Source organism: Xanthomonas sp. NCPPB 1826 (assembly GCF_056725285.1).
In genome coordinates, this window is record NZ_CM161521.1 from 4,930,581 (window position 1) to 4,951,218 (window position 20,638).

11 protein-coding genes, 2 tRNA genes, 1 rRNA gene, 1 other RNA gene and 1 pseudogene are annotated in these 20,638 nt (G+C 66.9%); 4 read left to right on the forward strand and 12 right to left on the reverse strand.

Annotation, left to right across the window (positions count from 1 at the left end; translation table 11 throughout):
• Positions 1 to 63: 63 nt before the first annotated feature.
• From AC1PLA_RS20680 to AC1PLA_RS20690, 3 genes are all read right to left on the reverse strand, one after another.
• Positions 64 to 140 (reverse strand) — tRNA-Ile (locus AC1PLA_RS20680).
• A 19-nt stretch (positions 141 to 159) separates the two neighbouring features.
• A tRNA-Ala gene (locus AC1PLA_RS20685) sits at positions 160 to 235 on the reverse strand.
• A gap of 92 nt (positions 236 to 327) precedes the next feature.
• Positions 328 to 1,874 (reverse strand): 16S ribosomal RNA (locus tag AC1PLA_RS20690).
• An 814-nt stretch (positions 1,875 to 2,688) separates the two neighbouring features.
• On the opposite strand from AC1PLA_RS20690, the gene AC1PLA_RS20695 reads away from it, so the two are divergent.
• Entirely contained in the window at positions 2,689 to 3,864 is a 1,176-nt protein-coding gene (locus AC1PLA_RS20695; RefSeq protein WP_102596608.1) for a benzoate/H(+) symporter BenE family transporter, read from the forward strand.
• Positions 3,865 to 3,918: 54 nt separating this feature from the next.
• A non-coding RNA gene (locus AC1PLA_RS20700) (sX9 sRNA) lies at positions 3,919 to 3,989 on the forward strand.
• 39 nt (positions 3,990 to 4,028) lie between these two features.
• Here the strand turns inward: AC1PLA_RS20700 and bphP are convergent.
• From bphP to AC1PLA_RS20730, 6 genes are all read right to left on the reverse strand, one after another.
• Entirely contained in the window at positions 4,029 to 5,930 is a 1,902-nt protein-coding gene (bphP, locus tag AC1PLA_RS20705) for a bacteriophytochrome BphP (protein ID WP_481105268.1), read from the reverse strand.
• Entirely contained in the window at positions 5,927 to 6,520 is a 594-nt protein-coding gene (locus AC1PLA_RS20710) for a biliverdin-producing heme oxygenase (protein ID WP_047126570.1), read from the reverse strand. The genes bphP and AC1PLA_RS20710 overlap by 4 nt, the downstream gene beginning before the upstream one ends.
• A 99-nt stretch (positions 6,521 to 6,619) precedes the next feature.
• On the reverse strand, positions 6,620 to 7,885 hold the full coding sequence (locus AC1PLA_RS20715) for a TCR/Tet family MFS transporter (protein ID WP_481105269.1): 1,266 nt from the start codon (positions 7,883 to 7,885) through the stop codon (positions 6,620 to 6,622).
• 380 nt (positions 7,886 to 8,265) lie between these two features.
• Positions 8,266 to 10,425 carry a lytic murein transglycosylase gene (locus AC1PLA_RS20720; RefSeq protein ID WP_481105270.1) on the reverse strand — a complete coding sequence of 720 codons (2,160 nt, stop codon included), beginning with the start codon at positions 10,423 to 10,425 and terminating at the stop codon, positions 8,266 to 8,268.
• Between the two features lie 315 nt (positions 10,426 to 10,740).
• Positions 10,741 to 10,947, reverse strand: coding sequence for a hypothetical protein (locus AC1PLA_RS20725; protein ID WP_039518438.1), 207 nt, complete (start codon positions 10,945 to 10,947; stop codon positions 10,741 to 10,743).
• 264 nt (positions 10,948 to 11,211) lie between these two features.
• A complete protein-coding gene (locus tag AC1PLA_RS20730) occupies positions 11,212 to 11,994 on the reverse strand; it encodes a LysR substrate-binding domain-containing protein (RefSeq protein ID WP_481105271.1) in 783 nt (260 codons plus the stop codon).
• Between AC1PLA_RS20730 and AC1PLA_RS20735 the strand changes: the two genes are divergently transcribed.
• Positions 11,989 to 12,654: an SDR family NAD(P)-dependent oxidoreductase gene (locus AC1PLA_RS20735; RefSeq protein WP_481105272.1), complete on the forward strand. Its 666-nt coding sequence runs from the start codon at positions 11,989 to 11,991 to the stop codon at positions 12,652 to 12,654. The genes AC1PLA_RS20730 and AC1PLA_RS20735 overlap by 6 nt on opposite strands.
• Before the next feature lie 172 nt (positions 12,655 to 12,826).
• Here the strand turns inward: AC1PLA_RS20735 and AC1PLA_RS20740 are convergent, their stop codons facing one another.
• Positions 12,827 to 13,216 (reverse strand): YchJ family protein, encoded by a 390-nt coding sequence (locus tag AC1PLA_RS20740; RefSeq protein WP_154832952.1) that lies wholly within the window; start codon positions 13,214 to 13,216, stop codon positions 12,827 to 12,829.
• Between the two features lie 90 nt (positions 13,217 to 13,306).
• Between AC1PLA_RS20740 and AC1PLA_RS20745 the strand changes: the two genes are divergently transcribed.
• A complete protein-coding gene (locus AC1PLA_RS20745) occupies positions 13,307 to 14,086 on the forward strand; it encodes a sulfite exporter TauE/SafE family protein (RefSeq protein ID WP_181098469.1) in 780 nt (259 codons plus the stop codon).
• Here the strand turns inward: AC1PLA_RS20745 and AC1PLA_RS20750 are convergent.
• A complete protein-coding gene (locus AC1PLA_RS20750) occupies positions 14,083 to 16,143 on the reverse strand; it encodes a TonB-dependent siderophore receptor (RefSeq protein WP_481105273.1) in 2,061 nt (686 codons plus the stop codon). The two genes, AC1PLA_RS20745 and AC1PLA_RS20750, sit on opposite strands and share 4 nt — an antisense overlap.
• Before the next feature lie 809 nt (positions 16,144 to 16,952).
• Positions 16,953 to 20,345: pseudogene (locus AC1PLA_RS20755) on the reverse strand (ATP-binding protein); the annotation flags it as partial.
• Positions 20,346 to 20,638 lie beyond the last annotated feature (293 nt).

A 20,638-nucleotide genomic window follows, 5' to 3' on the forward strand; every position in this document is an offset into this window, starting at 1 on the left:
AAGAACATGTATCAGCCTCAACGCTGATCCATATAAATTCTTAAGTGTGCACTACATTCAGAGTGGTGGGTCTGGGTAGACTCGAACTACCGACCTCACCCTTATCAGGGGTGCGCTCTAACCACCTGAGCTACAGACCCGAAGTCTTTTCACTCAATATGGTGGAGCCTGTCGGGATCGAACCGACGACCCCCTGCTTGCAAAGCAGGTGCTCTCCCAGCTGAGCTAAGGCCCCAAAAGGGACTTCGCATACCGACCTGTGCCGGTATGAATCTCTGAATGCAGGTAATTTGTGAGGACGCCCGCAAGACGATGACGTCATGCTCAAAAGGAGGTGATCCAGCCGCACCTTCCGATACGGCTACCTTGTTACGACTTCACCCCAGTCATCGGCCACACCGTGGCAAGCGCCCTCCCGAAGGTTAAGCTACCTGCTTCTGGTGCAACAAACTCCCATGGTGTGACGGGCGGTGTGTACAAGGCCCGGGAACGTATTCACCGCAGCAATGCTGATCTGCGATTACTAGCGATTCCGACTTCATGGAGTCGAGTTGCAGACTCCAATCCGGACTGAGATAGGGTTTCTGGGATTGGCTTACCCTCGCGGGTTTGCAGCCCTCTGTCCCTACCATTGTAGTACGTGTGTAGCCCTGGTCGTAAGGGCCATGATGACTTGACGTCATCCCCACCTTCCTCCGGTTTGTCACCGGCGGTCTCCTTAGAGTTCCCACCATTACGTGCTGGCAACTAAGGACAAGGGTTGCGCTCGTTGCGGGACTTAACCCAACATCTCACGACACGAGCTGACGACAGCCATGCAGCACCTGTCTCACGGTTCCCGAAGGCACCAATCCATCTCTGGAAAGTTCCGTGGATGTCAAGACCAGGTAAGGTTCTTCGCGTTGCATCGAATTAAACCACATACTCCACCGCTTGTGCGGGCCCCCGTCAATTCCTTTGAGTTTCAGTCTTGCGACCGTACTCCCCAGGCGGCGAACTTAACGCGTTAGCTTCGATACTGCGTGCCAAATTGCACCCAACATCCAGTTCGCATCGTTTAGGGCGTGGACTACCAGGGTATCTAATCCTGTTTGCTCCCCACGCTTTCGTGCCTCAGTGTCAGTGTTGGTCCAGGTAGCCGCCTTCGCCACGGATGTTCCTCCCGATCTCTACGCATTTCACTGCTACACCGGGAATTCCGCTACCCTCTACCACACTCTAGTGACCCAGTATCCACTGCAATTCCCAGGTTGAGCCCAGGGCTTTCACAACAGACTTAAACCACCACCTACGCACGCTTTACGCCCAGTAATTCCGAGTAACGCTTGCACCCTTCGTATTACCGCGGCTGCTGGCACGAAGTTAGCCGGTGCTTATTCTTTGGGTACCGTCAGAACAATCGGGTATTAACCGACTGCTTTTCTTTCCCAACAAAAGGGCTTTACAACCCGAAGGCCTTCTTCACCCACGCGGCATGGCTGGATCAGGCTTGCGCCCATTGTCCAATATTCCCCACTGCTGCCTCCCGTAGGAGTCTGGACCGTGTCTCAGTTCCAGTGTGGCTGATCATCCTCTCAGACCAGCTACGGATCGTCGCCTTGGTGGGCCTTTACCCCGCCAACTAGCTAATCCGACATCGGCTCATTCAATCGCGCGAAGCCCGAAGGTCCTCCGCTTTCACCCGTAGGTCGTATGCGGTATTAGCGTAAGTTTCCCTACGTTATCCCCCACGAAAGAGTAGATTCCGATGTATTCCTCACCCGTCCGCCACTCGCCACCCATAAGAGCAAGCTCTTACTGTGCTGCCGTTCGACTTGCATGTGTTAGGCCTGCCGCCAGCGTTCACTCTGAGCCAGGATCAAACTCTTCACTTAAAATTACATGCCCGAAGGCAAATTACTTTAGCTGCAGAAGTTCAACCACTGGCAACTTATCGCTTGCAAAGCAATTAATATGTTGCATTTTGATTAAACGTCTGCAAGATGGACAATCATCCTTCCTGCAGGCGTCCGCACAAATTACCTGCGCACACTGTCAAAGAACATTGGGAAGTGGCCTCAGCGCCGTTCCCGTCAGCTTCGTCGTTTCCGTCGAAGCGAGCCGCCCATTATAGCGGACTTTTTCTTTCCGTCAACACCTCATTTCGAGGTGGTTGACGCTGCTTCGTTTCGACCCGAAGGTTTTCTGCGAAGCGAGCCGGCCATATTAGCAGGCTTTTCATCTTCGTCAACCCCTCGTGAAGAGGAAGTTGCCGCCGCTGCACTTCAATCCGCCGTAGCATCTTTCCGTGTAGCGAGCCGCCCATCATAGCCGGCTTTTTCGTTTCGTCAACACCTTGTGATGTTTCCGATTCGCCCCGTTCGTTGTTGCGATGCTTCGAGAAGCGCCGCCGTCCTGAGCGAGGCCGCGCAGTTTATCGAGACTGTGCAGAAGTGCAAGCACTTTTTGACACTGGCATGACACGGACGTCATTGCGCCCATGCGCCAGGCCTGATTCCACGCACTTTGCAGTGTATCCGGCCTGCTCTCTCTATCAGGGTCATGGAACCGTGCATCCGCATCGCAGCGACGCCGTGCTTTCCAGGCAGGACAACAAGAGCGTCGATAGAGAGCCGACCGCGCAAGGTGCTGCGCTATCGATCATCGGCGCGCTCGGTAAGAATGCATGCACTAGATAGAGAGCTCTCGATGTCTCCTTCCCGCAGCCTGCTTCGCGATCTATCCCTGCCTGCGATTGCCGCGGGCTTTGTCACGGTGCTGGTGGGCTTTGCCAGTTCTGCAGTGATCGTGTTCGAGGCGGCGCGTCACCTGGGGGCGGATCAGGCGCAGATCGCCTCGTGGATGTGGGCGCTCGGCATCGGCATGGGCGTGACCTGCATCGGGCTGTCGCTGCGCTACCGGGTGCCGGTGGTGACGGCCTGGTCCACGCCCGGCGCGGCCATGCTGATCGGCAGTGCGGCCGGGGTGCCGTTGCGCGAGGCGATCGGTGCGTTTTTGCTGGCGGCAGTGCTTGGCATGCTGGCCGGCTTCTCGGGCTTGTTTGAAAAGGCGATCCGGCGCATTCCGATCTCGCTGGCCTCGGGCATGTTGGCCGGGGTGTTGTTGCGCTTCGGGCTGGACCTGTTCGTGGCGATGCAGAGTCAGGTGTGGCTGGCACTGGCGATGCTGGCGGCCTATCTGGCCGGGCGGCGCTGGTTTGCGCGCTATGCAGTGATCGCGACCTTGCTGGTCGGCGTGGCGATTGCGGCCGGCAGCGGGTTGATGCAGTGGAAGAGCGTGCAGCTTGAACTGGCCCGGCCGGTGCTGGTGGTGCCGTCGCTGTCGTGGGCGGCGTTGTTCGGGCTGGCGATTCCGCTGTTCGTGGTCACCATGGCCTCGCAGAACGTGCCGGGCGTGGCGGTGATCCGCGCTTCCGGCTATGCGGTGCCGATCTCGCCGACGATCGGCTGGATCGGGGTGGTCAATACGCTGCTGGCACCGTTCGGCGGCTATGCCTTGAACCTGGCGGCCATCACCGCGGCGATCTGCATGGGTCGCGAGGCGCACGAGGATCCGGCGCGGCGTTACACCGCTGCGGTGAGCGCCGGGGTGTTCTATGTGCTGATCGGCGTGTTCGGTGCGACCGTGGCGGCGGTGTTCGCGGCCTTCCCGCGCGAGCTGGTGATGGCCATCGCCGGGATCGCCTTGCTGGGCACGATCGGCAACAGCCTGGCGGCCGCCTTGCAGCAGGACAGTGAGCGCGAAGCGGCCTTGATCACCTTCCTGGTGACCGCATCGGGGCTGACGCTGGGCGGGATCGGCGCCTCGTTCTGGGGCCTGGTGGCCGGGACGATCACCTTGCTGGTGTTGCGACCGCGGGCCTAGGGCAGCGATCAAAACGACGGCGCGCACCGCCAGGCGGGCGCGGCCGGTGCGCGGAGTCCTCAACACTGCGGTACTTCCGCGCCGTCCGCACCCCGCTGGCGACTGCTCGCTACGTTTTGTCAGCCACTGCTGGCCGCGGCAGGCGATTCGGTTGCGGGCCGCGCTTATTCCGGGTCGCGCAGCTGCAGCAGCCAGTGGGCGGTGACGCCATTGGGGCTGGGCAGCGGTTCGAGATGGAACTGGCGGTAGACCGGCGCGCCGCCCTGCGCGCGCAGCGGCAGGGTGACATAGGCGGCGCGTCCTTGCCGCAGTGCGTCTTCGAGCAGCTCCACCTTGGACGGGGCGGCATCGCTGGCCAGCAGGGACAGGATGTCGCAACCGATCAGGTCGGCCACTTCGGTCTGGCTGAGTTCTGCGAAGGCCGGATTGACGAACATCAGCCGGTGCGCGTCTGCGGTGCCGCGTTCGATGATGGCCACACCATCGCGCAGCCGCGAGAGCGAGGCTTCGAGCAAGGTGAAATCCTGCTGGAAGCGCTTGCGCTCCATCAGTTCGATCAGCACGCGCAGGCTGCGCGCCGATTCCAGGTGCAGCGGCGACCAGCGTCGCGCGCGACCGCGCACGGTTTCCTGCCAGAGGTCGAAGCTCTTGCGTGGCGACAAGCGCGAATTGGGAATGTCCTGCAGCTTGGCCAGCTGCGGATTGCCGGCCCATTTGACCTGCTGCACCTGCTCGCGGCGGGTCCACAGCAAGGCGCTGCGCGACTGCGGCATCAGCGGCACGAAAATGAAACCGGCCGCCAGCGGGGCGAGGTCGGCCAGCTCAGGGAACACCTCGCCGATCGCATCCACATGCAGGGCGCCGACCGCATCTTCGCGCAGGGCATCGTGGTGTTCGGATTCGATGTGGTCGCGGATGCGGCGCAGCGCGGCCGCGTCCGGGGTGCTGCCATGCCGGCTGATCTCGCCGCCATGGAAGATCGCCACGCCGTCGGCGTCGACCACGTCCATCAGGTCGGGCGCCATGTCGGCGAGCATTTCTACGGTCATCTGGTCGGCGTCGTTGAAGTCGGTGATCAGCTTCTCGCGCACGGTGAGCAGCACCGATTCCATTTGCGCACGCGCCACCGCCTGCAATCCGCCGATGCGCCCGGCCAGCGCGCGGGTCACCGCATCGGTGGCATCGCGCATGGCGTGGCTGGTGAAGTGCGGGCTGTAGTGGTGGCAGGCGATCAGCCCCCACAGCGCGTCGTTGACGACGATCGAGGACACCAGCGTGGCGGTCACGCCCATGTTGGCCAGGTATTCCAGATGCACCGGGGAGACGCTGCGCAGGCTGACATCGCTCAGGTCCACCGGGGTGCCCAGGCGCGGATGCAGGGTGGGTTCGATCGCCGACGCCCGATAGCCGACATCGGCGATCTGGCGGACGCGGTTGCGCAGGTACAGCGCGCGCGCCTGGGCCGGGATGTCGGTGGCCGGGTAATGCAGGCCGAGATAGGCATCCAGCTCGGGCTGGCGCGCTTCGGCGATGATGTCGCCATTCCACTCTTCGTCGAAGCGGTACACCATCACCCGGTCGAAGCCGATCATGCTGCGCAGCCCCTTGGCGGCGCGCACGGCGGCTTCGGCGATGCCGGGATCGCGCTCGATACTGCGCAGCAGCGGCAGCGCTTCGCGCAGGGTGACGTCCATCAGGCGTGCATCGCGCGGCTCGATTTCCACCAGCCACTGCTCCGGATACAGATGCCAGGCGGCCACCCAGGGGTGCTCGGTGGGTGCTGCACGCAGGGGAAAGCGCACGTCGGCATGCAGCAGGTGCTGCGCCTGGTCCTCCACCGCAAACGGCTGCTCGCCGGGCAGTTCCAGCACGTGGGTGTAGACCATGCCCAGCAGCTCGGCCAGCGGCACGCCGAGCAGCTCGGCGGCGGTGGTGCTGGCCTGCACGATGCGGCCGTCGGCCGGCTCGATCACCAGCAGCACGCCGTACGGCTGGATCATGCCGGGGATATGAATCGGCTCACGCGCACAGACATCCATATCCAGGGGTTCGGTGGGCTGATTCACGGGCGCGGCTCCGCTGCAAGACAGGTGTGGAAGTGGGCGAACATGCGCTGCGCACCGTCGATGGCGGACGCGCGCGCGGAAGAGGTGTCCAGGCGTTGGTCGAGCACGGCCTGGAAACGGCGCCAGCCGGCCGGGTCGTCGTTGGCCAGTTCGAAATAGCGCAAGGCGTCAGCCAGCGCGGGCTGCTGCTTGCGCAAGGTGCGCGCGATCATCCGACCGCCGAGTTGCGAGCCTTCGATGACATAGAGCATGCCCCAGCGCGCGGCATCGTTGCCGGCGGCAGGCGCCGCGATGGGCGCCTGCGGCGGCTGCCCGAGCGTGTGCAGGTCCTCGCGCAGGGCCGGGACGCGGCGGCGGTACTGCCAGCCGGTGCCGATCAGGGTGCTGAGCCAGTCGCTCAGTTGCGCTTCGAAGCCGGCCAGCAGCGCATGGTGCCGGCGCAGGATCAGCGCGTAGGCAGCGCGATCGACCTGCCCCTGCCCCAGCGCCTGCATCAGCGGAACCGTTTCGACCAGGCGGTGGGTGTCCTGCGTGGCATGGCGCAGCACGAGCGCGGCCGAGGGCGGAACAGCCAGGGTGTCAGGACACATAGGAAGTCGAGGCGGTGCCGCAGCACGGAGGACACCAGCCTAGCAGTGACTGCGCAAATCAGATAAAGCGGGCGCGAGCACAAGCTGAATAGGTTGGCATCACCCCTGTGCCGCATGGGCCATGCCGGCCCCCCGCCCTGCCCGGCGCCAGGCCATGACCCAGCCTGCGGCCAGCAGAAAACCCGCCAGCAACCAGGGTGCGCCGGGCAGATGCAGCGGTGCGCCCGTGCCGATAAACCAGGCGAACACATTGGCAAACAGCAGCGGACCGGCGATGCCGGCCAGACTGACCAGGCTGGTCAGCGCGCCCTGCACGCGGCCCTGCGCATCGGCGCCGACCTCGCGGGTGATCAAGGCCTGCGCGGCCGGTGCGGCGATTGCCCAGAACGCGCTGATCGGCACGCCGATCAGGAACGCGGTGCCGCTGTCGGCCAGCCCGTAGATGACGAAACCGACCACCCCGCAGCCCAGACCCAGCAGCAGCGCACGGCGTTCACCCAGCCAGCGCACCAGCCGGACGACCAGCAGCGCATTGACGATGATGCTGCACACGCCGACGCCGGCCAGCACCCAGCTCACCTCGCGCGGGCCCCAGTGGTATTGATAACCGGCGAACAGCACGAAGATGCTGGGATAGACGTAGTGCGCCAGGTTGGCCAGAAACACCACCGAGGCCAGGCCGAACACCTGCGGATAACGGCGCAGCAGCTTGAGTGCGCCGAGCGGGTTGGCATGCGACCAGTCCAGGCGTGGCGTGCGGCGTTCGGCAGGCAAGGATTCGGGCAGCACAAACCAGCCATACAGCACGTTCAGCAGCGCCAGCCCGGCGGCAAACCAGAACGGCCAGCGCAGGCCGATGCTGCCCAGCCAGCCGCCGATCAACGGGCCGGCGACAAAGCCAATACCGAACGCGGCGCCAAGCATGCCGAACGCGCCGGCGCGTTTGTCGGCCGGGGTGACGTCGGCGATGTAGGCATTGGCGGTGGAAAAACTGGCCGAGCACACCCCGGAGATCACCCGCGCCAGCAGCAGCATCGGCAGGGAATGGGCGACCGCCATCAGGATGAAGTCCAGGCCCAGGCCCAGGCAGGAGAGCAGGATCACCGGGCGGCGGCCATAGCGGTCGGACAGGGTGCCCTGCAGCGGCGAGCAGACGAACTGGATGGCGGCAAACAAAAAGCCGAACCAGCCGATCCAGCCGGCGGCGACGGCGTAGTCGCCCCCGGTGAACTGGCGCACCAGATCCGGCAGCACCGGAATGATCACGCCGAACGACAGCACGTCGATCAGCACGGTGATGAAGATGAAGATCAGCGCGGCGCGGCGCCGGCCCGTGGCGGGAGCGGAATCTGCTGGGAGGGACATCGCGCTGCGCAGTGGGGCGAAGCGGCGAGTGTAGCGGTGGACCGGGTGGCGCAGTTATGGGGATGAGCTGTCGCCTGATACGCCCAACGCCCCCATCACTGAAAGCCCCTCTCCTGCGGGGCGAGAAGGCATGGCTTGCGCGCCATTGGCGCGCGTGCGTTGGAGCGCCTGCGCCTCATGCGCGGGCCGGGGCGCCGAGCGCGGGGTTGGGGGTGAGGGTACCGACGAAGCCACAGGAATTGTGAGGTGACACGAGGCTTCGCCCGCACCCTCATCCGCCCCTTCGGGGCACCTTCTCCCGGCGGGAGAAGGGAGCCGTGCTGCTTCTTTCCTGTTGGAAGGCAGCGCAGGATCTGGGCGATCCTGCTGCCAACTTGCGCTTACTCGACGCTGATGGTCTGGGTCAGCGTGTGGCTGGCGCCGGGGGCGAGTTCGATGACGTCCGGGCCGGCGTTGGCCGCTTCCAGGCAGACGTAATCGCGCCAGCCCTCGCCCACGTCGGCCATCTTGGCGGCCGCCTCTTGGCCCGGGTTCCAGGCCACCAGCGAGCGGCTGCCCTGGGTGGCGATGACGATGCGGCGGCCAAGCACCGGGTCGGTCAGGATGTAGCGGCCGCCGGCGTTGGTGTAGATGCGGTCGCTGCGGCCGGGGTCGCGTGGGTCGCGCAGGCTCCAGTCGCCCTGCTGGCGGTGGGCGGTGGCGTAGTTCTCGTACTTGTCGAGGTAGTCCAGCCCGTCCAGGCCCTGCACGCTGACGGTGAGCGCGTCGCCGACGCGGAAGTAGTTGTGCAGCGCCTGGGTGAAGCGCACCGGGGCCGGGCTGGTGTTTTCGGTGATCAGGCTTTGTTGGAGGGTGCGGCCAATGCGCAGAGTCATGCGCAGGCGCAGCGCCAGGTCGTCGAAGCTGGGCGGGGTCAGCGTGAGCACCAGGGTGCCGTCGTCCTCGCGCCGGCTCTCGGTGAGCTGCCAGGGCACGGTGCGCACGAAGCCGTGTGCAGGGACCTCGCCGGTCTGGTCCTGGCGGCCGAAGTACGGCCAGCACACCGGCGCGCCGCCGCGGATCGGGGTGGGCGGCTGCTTGGCGGTGGGCGACAGCCACATCACGTCCTGCCCGCCCTTGGGCACGAACGACAGCAGCTGGCCGCCGAACAGGCTGATGGCCGCAGTGGAGAACGGGGTGTCGATCAACAGCGAGGGAAAGCCGTGGAAGTCGCCTGTGCGCAGGCCGGTGAGGTCGGACATGGGGGGTGCCTTCTGGACGATGGGGGATTGGACGAATGCGGGATAGGCGGCCGGCAGCTTGAACGCCGTGGCGCGGATGGCCGCCGCGCCGGCGACCGGCGGGGCGGCGCGCAGGGCGGTAAGGATGCGTTGGCCGGGGCGGCCGTCGGCCGGCTGCAGGCCCAGGCGGGTCTGCTCGACCTGGATGGCGCGCCGGCTGGCGGTGCCGATCATGCCGTCGGCCTCGCCGATCAGGTGGCCGCGGGCCAGCAGCAACTGCTGCAGTTCGCGCCGTTCGGGCCGGCCCAGGCCGGGGTCGTCGGTGGGCCAGGCGGCGACCAGGCCGGCGCCACCACGCAGGCGGTCGGCGAGCAGGGCGATCGACAGCGCGTAGCTTTCGGCGGCGTTGTAGGCGTAGATTGCGTCGTAGTTGCGGAACACCAGGAATGCCGGGCCGGTTGCGCCGGCCGGCAACAGCAGGGCGGCCGGGGTTTCGGCGGGCAGACCGGCCGGTGCCAGCGCCTTGCCGTCGGTGCCGAGCAGGCCGGCGTTTTGCCAGGCCTGCAGTGGTTGGCGCCGGGTGCGGCCGGCCTTGCTGGCGTCGAAGCCGGCGGGCAGGCGGACTTCCATACCCCAGGGACGGGCACGCTCCCAGCCGGCCTTGACCAGATAGTTGGCGGTGGAGGCCAGCGCGTCGGGAATGCTGGCGACCAGGTCGCGGCGGCCGTCGCCGTCGCCGTCCACCGCGATGCGGGCATAGGTCGAGGGCATGAACTGGGTCTGCCCGAAGGCGCCGGCCCAGGAGCCGGTCAAGCCATTCGGCGACAGATCGCCTTGCTGCAGCAGGCCGAGCAAGGCAAGAAATTCGCCACGGAAGAACGGCTGGCGGCGGCCCGCGCACGACAGCGTGGCCAGCGAGACCAGCAGTGGACGCTTGCCGGTGACACGGCCGTAGTCGCTCTCCACGCCCCAGACCGCCACGATGGTGGCCGGATCGACCCCGGTCTGTTCGGACAGGCGGGTAAGCAAATCGCGGTGGGTGACCAGCATGAACTGGCCGTCGGCGACGCGCTGGCTGTCGACCAGGCTGGCGAGGTAGTCCCAGATCGGGGTGGTGAATTCGGGCTGGGCATCGAGCAGCGGCAACACGCTGGGATCGGGCGACAGGCCGGCGGTGAAGCGCTGGAAGTCGGCGGCCGCCACGCCCTTGGCGGCGGCCTGGGTCTGCAGGCCGGCCAGGCAGCGTTCGAAGGCCGGATCGGCGCAGGCGATCAGCGGCGCCAGTGCCAACAGCGCAGGCAGGACGCGCCGGGTCGGCATCACGGCGCGATCGCCGGCGTGTGGACGGAGGTCATGCGGTGGAGCGCTCCTGCGGCAGGTCGAGCCGCCGAGGATAGCCAACCTGGCTGGTTGCAGGCGTGCAGGTCGTGATGTTGCGACGGTGTGGTGCGCTGCGCTGGTCAGTGGCGATACGCAGCGGTGACTGTGCGGTGCGCGCGCTTTTCAGAGGGGTGAGTGCGGCGCAGAGGCAATGTGGCGCGAGTCAGAGAATGATGTTGCGTGCCGATGAATTGGCATCGATCCGGCCCGCCGGGCGAAGACGCCGCAGCAACCCAGCCGCGTCGATCGCCGCGCTTAGCTGCCGTCGCCGGTGATGCCGGTCAGCAGCGACAACGCCGGGCTGGAGGGGCTGGTGTCGGACATACGTCGGGCGCGCGCCCTGCGCGGGGCGTCGTGGCGGGGGCCGAACCAGATCAGTGCCGTGGCCAGGCACGCCGGCAGCACGATCGCGAACACCACGATGGCCACAAGCACCCACTGCCAGAGATTGAAGGTTGCCATCATCGTGTCCGCCCCGCGGCGAGCTCCGCCGAGGCGGCAAGCTTCCGGGATCGGCTGCGAACGTGGCGTCGAGAAAGCACGGCCGTGCCTGCCGTTCGTCGGAACGAACGGGGTGCCGGCTATCGCGTTAGATCACGCGGGCAATGGAGACAACCCGCGTGATTGCAGCAGCAACGCGGCGCATTGATCGCCCCGCACGCTCGCCGCTCCAGCCAGGCTCCGGCAACGCGCGTTGCCACGGGGTCCGTCTGACGCCCGGCGGCTTTAGGCAAACCGCTCCAGCAGGAAATCGACGAAGCTGCGTACCGTGACCGAGCGCCAGCGGGTTTGGGGATAGAGCACGCTTAGTGGACGGTGCAGCTCCCGGTCCTGAAACAGCCGCACCAGCCGGCCCGCTTCCACGTCGGCACGCAACAGGAACGCCGGCTGCAGCACGATGCCCAGGCCCTGCAAGGCCGCCAGGTGCAAGGCCGGGCCGCTGGTGAGATGCAACTGCGCACGCGACAGCGGGCCGATTCGCTCGCCGGTGTAGTCCTGCCACTGGCCGAGCGCCTTGGCATCCATCCCCAGGCATTGGTGCCCGGCCAGCTCGGCAAGCCGTTGCGGGGTGCCGTTGCGGTGCAGATAGGCCGGCGTCGCGCAGCACCACAGGCGATAAGGCTGCAGCGCGCGCGCCACCAGCGAGGACTCGCCCAGCGCCCCGATGCGGACGGCTACATCGATGCCCTCGTCGACCAGATCCTGCACCCGATCGCTGAGCTGCAGATCCAGGCTCACCTGGGGATGGCGCTGCAGATACTCGCCAAGCACCGGCGTGAGCCCATAGGTTCCGAACGACACCGGTGCGGCGACCCGCAGCGGCCCGGCCGGTTCCAGGCGCTGACCGTCGGCCTGCACCTGTGTATCGGCGACCAGCTCGAGAATCTCCCGGCAACGCCCGTAGTAGGCCTCGCCAAACGCGGTCAATCGCTGCCGTCGCGTGGTCCGCACCAGCAACTGCAGACCGAGACGTTGCTCCAGGGCGCGCAGGCGGCCGAGGGGGTGCAACTGGCGATCACCGCGCGCCGCGCCGACAGGCTGGAACAGCTGGCCAGCGACATCGCGGCACAGGGTCACCCGCGCCCGCTGGTGATCCCCGGCGACACCACCAGCGCGACCGAGATCACGCGCATCGCCCGGGATGCCAGCCAGGCGCTGGGCCGGATCGAGATCCTGGTCAATACCGCCGGTGGCGCACGCCCTTTTGCGCTGGAGGCCAGCGATGCGGACTGGGACGAAGCCTTCGCGCTCAATTTCGGCAGTGCCCGGCGCATGACCCAGGCCCTGCTGCCCGGCATGCGCCACCGGCGCTGGGGCAGGATCATCAACTTCAGCGGCAGCATGGAGCCCCGCGAGGTCAACGGCGCCGGCGCGGCGAAGGCAGCGCTGCAGTTCTGGGCCAAGGGCATTGCCTCGCAGCTGGCGGCCCAGGGCATCACGGTCAATACCATCGCACCGGGACGCATCAACTCCGAACAAGTGCTGGACAAGCTCCATCCCACGCCGGAAGCGCGCCAGGCCTTCATCGCGCGCCATGTGCCGATCGGCTACTTCGGCGAACCTGACGACATCGCTCATCTGGTCGCCTATCTGGCCTCGCCACTTGCACGCTATCTGACCGGTGAGGTGATTGCCGTGGACGGCGGCCTGCACGCCTTCGCCCACTAGCACGGCCGGCTACCGACGTTACCGAGGACCGGTGGAGGCCAGGCAGGCCGATATCGGCCGCAGCGTCCAGGACCGCTGGCGCAGCGGCGCGGTGCCGGCACGCAGGTGCCGACGAGCGCTAGACCCTGCCGCGTCTTGGTGGTGTCCCGACAGCGACAGTGCCGGGCCGTGCTCAGCGCGCGTCGAGGTAATACCAGCGGCCGTCTTCGCGCACGAAGCGGCTGTGTTCGGTCATGCGCACCGCGCTGCCGCCGCCGATGCGGTAGCGGGCCAGGAACGCCACCTCGGCGGTGTCGGTACCGGTCTCGATGGCGCGTTGCACGGTCAGGCCGAGCCAGGTGGTGCGGCCGCCCTCGTCCAGCGACAGCTCGGGTGGGCGCGTGGACGGATGCCAGCTGGCGAGCAGGTACGCCACATCGCGGCGGACATAGGCGCTATAGCGCGCACGCATCAGGGTTTCGGCATCGGGCGCGGCGGCGCCGGCGTGGTAGTGCCCGCAGCACTGCGCGTAGATGGCGGCGCGGCCGCAGGGACAGGGATCGGTGGGTATGGAAGTCGGCATCTGGTAATTGTGCGGGAATTGGGAAGCGGCGAAGTGGGAGGCGGGGTTTCTGCGCGTTTATGCTGTCGCCCCGTCGTGCGGAGTGCCGCCTTGCTGGAACTGATTCCCACCGAATTGCCGTGGCTGCTGTGCATCGCTTTTGTCGCCGGGCTGGTGGATGCGGCGGTCGGCGGCGGTGGCCTGATCCAGTTGCCGGGATTGTTTGCCACCCTGCCGCAGCAGGCGCCGTCGCTGATTCTGGGCACCAACAAGTTCAGCGCGATGTTCGGCACCGGTGCCTCGGCGTGGCGCTATGCGCGCACCGTGCGCTTTCCGTGGCGGCCGGTGCTGTACGCGACGGTGGCGGCGTTTACGTTTTCGTTTCTGGGCGCGACCGCGGTCAGCCTGATGCCCAAGCAGGCGGTGCGGCCGCTGATCCTGGTGCTGCTGATCGCGATGCTGGTCTACACGCTGATCAAGAAGGACTTCGGTGCGCTGCATCGGCCACGCCAGATCGGCCGGCGCGAACTGATCACTGCCTTGGCGATGGGCGCGGCGATCGGGTTCTACGACGGGTTCTTCGGGCCCGGTACCGGCAGCTTCCTGATCTTCCTGTTCATCCGCTTTTTCGGGCTGGACTTTCTGCGCGCCTCGGCCGCAGCCAAGGTAGTGAACCTGGCCACCAACCTGGCGGCGCTGTCGTTCTTCCTGCCCAGCGGCCAGGTGATGCTGGCGATCGGCATCCCGATGGCGGTGGCCAACGTGGCCGGTGCGGTCGCCGGCACGCGGATGGCGCTACGCGGCGGCACGCCGCTGATCCGCACCTTGTTCCTGGTGCTGGTTATCGTGCTGATCGGCAAGATGGGCTGGGATCTGCTGCACGGCGTTTAGAAATCCATACTCAGCGTCGCCGACAAGGTGCGCGGTGCGCCGGGATAATTGGTGGTCTGCGTCACCGGTTGCTCGATGTAGAAACGGTTGGCGACATTGCGCAGCATCAGCGCCAGTTGGTAACGGCCACCGAAGCGGTACGCCGCCGAGGCATCGAAGCGCGTGTAGCCGGCAATGCGATAGCTGTTGGCGAGATCTCCTTCGCGCTCGCCCACATGCACCGCGCCGGCGCCCAGGGTCAGGCCGTACAGCGGCCCGCTGGCGACGTGATAGGTGCTCCACAGACTGGCGCTGACCCGCGGTACGCCGCGCAGGCGGTTGCCGGCCGGGATGACGGTATCGCGGGTGACCTGCGCATCCAGATAGCCGGCGCCCAGAATCAGCCGCCAGTTCCGGGTGAGCTCGCCGGTGATGTCTAGCTCCAGCCCGCGCACGCGTTGCTGGCCGGTGACCAGCACGAAGCCGCTGTTGTCCGGATCGCTGGTGGCGACGTTGTCCTTGGTGATCTGGAACGCGGCGGCGGTGGCGAGCACGCGGTTGTCGAACAGCGCGCTCTTCAGGCCGAGCTCGTACTGGCGGCCGGTCTCCGGTGGTGCGCTGCCGCCGGAAAACAGCGTGGCGCTGCGCGGCCGGAACGACGTGGAGGTATTGGCGTACAGCGACAGCTGCGGCGCCGCCTTCCACACCACGCCGATGCGCGGCGATGCACGCCGGCCGTCTTCGCGGGTGCGCGCGCCATTGTCGATGGTGGTCTGCTGCACGTCGTCCCAGCGCACGCCGGCCAGCACGTCCCAACGCTCGCCGATGCTGATCTGGTCCTGCACATACAGCGCGGCATAACGCGCATCGACATCGATTTCGCGGGCCGGCACATAGCTGCCCGGCAAGGCGCCCTGCACCGGGTTGCGCACGCTGATGCGGGCCAGCGGCGCGCGTGCTTCGTCGGTGTGGCGATGCGCATCGACGTATTCGGCGCCGGCCAGCAGCTGATGGCGCAGCGGGCCGGTGGCGAAATGCGCCAGCGCTTCGGTCTGCGAGGTCGTTGCGCGCACCTGCTGGTCCTGGCGCACGGCGCGGCGCTGCAGGAAGGCGCGGTCGGCGCTGAAGCCGGTGAAGTCGGCCACGTCGCGGCCGCTGTCGCCGTCCTGGTGATTGAGGATCTGGCGCAGCGTCAGCCAGTCGTTGGCGTCATATTCGATGCGGCCGCGTGCGGTGCGCGAAGTGCCGTGATTGCGCGACCACGGTTCGCCGAAGCTGCGCTCGGCCGGGCCACGCACCACTCCGTCGATGGCGACCAACCCGCGATCGCCCGGGCTGGTCTGGCGGGTGTAGTCCAGATCCAGATCGGCGCGCAGCTGCGCGTTCGGCCGCCAGGCCAGCGAGGGCGACACGAACACGCGATCGCCATCGGCCTGCGCAGCGCGAAAGCTGCCGGTTTCCTGCGCGGCGGCGCTGAGCCGTGCCGACAGCGTCGGGCTCAGCGGGCCGGTGACGGTCGATTGCACGCGGCGCAGGCCGTGTTCGGCCACCTGCACCTGTGCATTGCCGCCGAACACCGCATCCGGGCGCAGCGTGACCAGATTGATCACCCCGCCGGGTTCGCCGCGGCCGTACAGCACCGCGGCCGGGCCCTTGAGCACTTCCACCTGGGCGACGTTGGCCAGATCGCGCACGGTCTCGGTGAAGTTCTGCGCCGGGTTGAGCAGGATGCCGTCGACCGCATACGAGGACGCCTCGAAGCCACGGATGACGAAGGTTTCCGAGCGATTGCCCTGGGTGCCGCCGGGCTGCACGTTGGAGACATTGGCCACCACATCCACCAGCCGGGTGAGCTGCTGTTCGTCGATGACCGAACGCGGCACCACCTGGATCGCCTGCGGAATGCGCTCCACCGGCGTCTGCGTGCGGGTAGCGCCGGCGGCTTTTTCCGGCCGGTACAGGGCACGCTTTTCGCTGACCACGATGGCGTCGAGCAGGCTGGCCTCCTGGGCGGCGGCCGGCATGGCGGCAAACAGGGACACGAACAACAGGTGGCGAGGCGCAGGCAGTGGGGTCATCGGGATCTTCAGCGGGACGATGTGCGCTAGCGGGCACATCTGGGCCGATAATGATAACGATTCTTATCTACGCGCGCCCACCTTGCTGCGCCGCTGACCTGCGACGCCTGCGGCCGCAGCGCGGTGACGCAGGCATCCAGGCGGCGCGCTCAGCGTTTTCCGCGCGGCTTGCCTGCAGATCCGCGCGTGGACGCAGCACGTGCCTTGGCCACGGGTTTGGTTGGCGCGGGCCTGGCCGCAGTGCGCGCGGCAGTTGTCCTGGTTGCCTTGGTTGCGCCACCCAGCGATGTGGTGGCGCGCCTGGTCGCTACCGTCGATTTGGCAGCAGGCTTTTTCGGCGCTGCCGCTGTTGTCGCGGCCTTGTTCGGCCTGGCAGTCGGTTTGGCGGACGCGGTCGCGCGCCTGGGTGCCGCCCCGGTGTTCGCTGGCGTCCTGGCCGGTTTGGCCGGCGTTGCCGGCTTGCGCGCTGTGCCCGCTGCGGGCGATGCACGCCTGGCTGATGCAGGTTTGGCGGACGCAGCCTCGCCCGCTGCGGGCTTCGCCGCTGCCGACGTGCCTGATCCCGCACGTGCGCTGGCAGCGGCTGTTTTTGATGGCTTCGGCGCGGCTCGAACGGCCGGCGTCGATGCCGGCGCGACCTTGCTGGCGCGCCTGCCCGCCTTGGCCGCCACGTCGTCCTGTGCAGGGACGTCCTGAAGTGCCGCACCCTCAGCGCCAGAGACGGCAGCGGTGCTGTCCATCCGCGTTTCACCCTGCGTCGAACGCGGTGCATCCTCGCGCTGCGCAGCACTCACCGCCTGTTCCGTCACCGCTGCAGCGGCCTCGTCCCCGCGCGAGCGCTCGGGCAACTGGAGTCGCTGCGCCTGCTCGTCGTATTCGATCAGCAGCACGCCGGAGTTGTGCCGGCCGCTGATTTCCACAAAGCAGGCACCGCCGATGAACGGCTCCAGCGTCATCACCGATTTCAGCGGCGTGGCCACCACCATCTGGAAACCGAAGTTCTCGAAGATGTTCATCGCCAGCGCGGTGAATTCGTTGTCGGCCTTGTCGAAGGCTTCGTCCAGCACCACCGCGCAGTAGCGCGGCAGTTCGCCGTCTTCGCCACCGAGCTGGTAGCGCAGTGCGGCGGCCAGGCAGGTGGTTGCCAGCTTCTGGCGCTGACCGCCGGATTTGCCGGCGCCGCTGCGGTAGATCTCCACCTGCGCGCGGGTCTGCGCATCCAGCTCCACACCGATGAATTCCACATGCTGGCGCACGTCCAGCACCTGCTCGCGCCAGCGGCGTGCGTCCGGTTCCTGCGCGCCCAGGCGTGCCACCAGCGCGCGCAAGGTGGAAAACTGCGCTTCGGCCAGTGCGCGGTCTTCGGTCTGTTGATGCGACAGCACCGCGCGCAGCTGTTGCTGGAATTCCTGCACCTCGCCCAGGCGACGGTCGCTGACCTCGATGGTCAGCAGCGTGCCGCGATTGAACGGCACCTGCTCCAGACTGGCGTTGACCTCGTCCATGCGCTGCTTGATGCCCTTGTGGGCCTCGGCGGTGTGGCGCTGCAGGGCCAGCAGATTGTTCTTGCTCTGGGTCTGCAGCAGATCGAAGAAGCGGTGCTCGTGGCGCGGCAGGCCATCGCTCTCCAGGCGATCCAGGCGCGCGAGAAAATCGTCGGCACTGGCCAGGCTCACGGTGAAATCGCCGCTGTCTTCCGGCCATTGCTGGCAGTACTTGCGGAAGCAATCGAGCAGCTGCGCGCTGAGCCGGCTGTCGCGGCCCTGGCTCTCGGCCAGTTGCTCGGCCAGGCCACGCTCGACCACGCGGAAATGCGCCTCCAGATTGTCCAGCGACAGCGGTGCCAGCGTCGCCAGGCGCTCGCGCAGGCCCTGCAGCTGGGTGGGTGTGAGCGCGGCGGTGCCGGCACGGCTGGCACAGGCAGCGTGCTGCTGTTCCAGCCGGACCCGCTCGCGTGCCAGCTGCGCGCGCTCCAGCCGCACGTCCTCGTAGGTGCGCTTGGCCTGGTCGCGCAAGGTGCGTGCGGTCTCGATCGCCTGGCCGAGCGCGCGCAGGCCGCTGTTGCCTTCGCGCAGCTGCTGCAGCTGTTCGTCGATGTCGCTCAGGCGCTGCAGCTTGGGGCCGACATCGATCTCGTCCCAGTCGCGCTCCACCAGCGTGTGCGCGGCCAGCTGCCGTTCCTGGTCCTGCTCGCGTTGCTTGCGCAGCGCGGCCACGTCGGCATCGCAGCTGGCGATGCGCTGGGCAAGCGTCTGCGCTTCGCGCTCGAACACCTTGAGCTTGTCGCGGTTGTCGTGGCCCAGCAACCAGCGCTTGCGGTCATTGACCGCATGGCGGTCGTCCTTTTCGTAACGGTCGCCGGGATGCTTGACCTGCCCTTCGCGGGTGATGGCGCGGTCGGCATTGCGCAGCGCGGCGGCGTTGTCGACGCATTCGTAATCGAAGCGACGCATCAACTCGTTGCGCAGCCACTCGGTGAAGGCATGCTCACGCAGCTGCAGCTTGCCCGGCAATGCACGCGCATCCGGCGTGCGCGCATGCAGCGCATCGTTGCGGCGTACCCGGAAATACACCAGCCGCGTGCCGAGCTGGGTGCGGTTGACCCATTCGCTGACCTGCGTGTAATGGCGGTCGTCCACCAGCAGCGACTGCGCAAAACCGCTCAGCACGCGCTCGATCGCGCCGCGCCAGGCAGATTGATCCTCGCGCACCTGCACCAGTTCGCCGACGAACGGCAGCGCCGCTTCGGCAATACCGGTGTCCTCGCACAGGCGCGCACGCAAGGCCTGCATCGGTGCCGGCATGCTGGACGGGGCGCGCTTCAACGCATCCAGTTCGGCGCGGATCTCGGCAAAGCGCCGCTCATCGTCGCGGCGCACACCCATGCGCTCGGCGATCGCCTCATCCAGCGCGCTGGCGTCGTGCTTGCCGTTCTCGAGCACGGTCTGCGCGTACGCGACCTGCTCGGCAAAGCCGCTGGCGCCTGCGGCCAGGGCGGTGCCGAGCTGGCGGCAGGCCTGTTCGATCTGCACGCGCCGCCGCAGGCGCTCGTCGCGCTCGCGCTCGACCCGGGCGCGCTCGCGTTCGAGTTCCTCGATCTGCTCGCCACCGGCGGCGCGTTGTTCGCGTTCCAGCCCGGCGAGCTTCTGTTCGTGATTGTCCAGCGACTCACGCCGCTGGCCTTCTTCGCCGGCCAGCCCGCGGTCCTGGCTGTCGAGTTCGTGCAGGCGCGTCTCCAGCAAGGCCAGACGCTGCTGTTCGCGGTAGCTGTCCACGCCCAGCTGCAGCTCGCGCAACTCGCCGACGCTGTGGCGCAGGGCCATCAGCGCCGCATGGTGCTCGCGTGCCGGGCTGAGCGTTTCCACCTGCCGGCGTGCGGTGACCACCGCATGGTGTGCGCCATCGAGTTCGGCGAAGTCCTCCACCAGCCGGTCGGCCGCCTCGAACGTGCGCGGCTCGTCCAGCATGAAGCCGCGCAGGAACACATTGAGATCGCCCAGGTTCTTGGCCGACTGGGTCTTGTGCAGCAACCGCAACGCCATCTCGTTGCCGATGCCCAGCGCATGCCGAAAGCGCTCTGCGTAGCCGGCAAAACCGTCGAAATGCGCGACCTCCTCGCCAAGACGCGCCTTGAGCCTGCGCAGATCCAGATCGAAGCCATCCAGCTCGCTGGCCACATCGAAGCTGCGCGGCGCGACCATGTAATGGCGGCGCACATCGGCCGCGGCATTGCCGCTGCCGGCGATCCAGAACAGGCGAATCAGGCTGACCGTCTCGCCGTGCGCGTTGCGGTATTCCAGCACCAGCGCCGACCAGGTGGCGCCCTTGCGCAGGTATTGGGTGGCGATCTCGCCCGAGGCGCTGTCCTGCTGATCGGCCCAGGCACCGCGCACATACGACACCAGGCTGCGATCGCGCCCGCTGCGCTCGGCCTCGCGTGCGGCGGCGTTGAAGTCGACGATGCTGGGCGGGGTCAGCAATGCCGACATCGCATCCAGCAGGGTCGACTTGCCCGACCCGGAGCGCCCGACGAACAGGAAGCCCTTCTCGGCGATCGGCACCTCGGTCAAGCCGTTGAACGTGCCCCAGTTGTGCACCTGCAACCGCCGCATGCGGAACTGCTGCGCGCGCTGCTCGGCAAGCGAATCAGTGAACAGGGACGCGCCCGGCTGCGCCGGCGACAGGTTGGACTGGGAATTCATGGCTTACTCACCAAAACGGGATGACGGGTAACGCTGAAGACGGATCACATCAGGACTGTTTGTAGCGGGGTGTTGCGTGTTGCTGGGCTGGTGGCGGTGCTGTGGTCTGGGAGCGATTCGGTACAGCCCCTTCGCGGCCGGGGCCGCTCCTACGGGTGCGGTGGTCTGCGTTGACGTGGGGCGGCGGCGGCGGCCGATAAGGAAGCTGGATGCCTTGCTGCAGCCCGTGGAAAAAGTGATCGCGTTTGATCGGGCGTGAGAGCCGACATCCGTCGCACAACGCACGACTACAC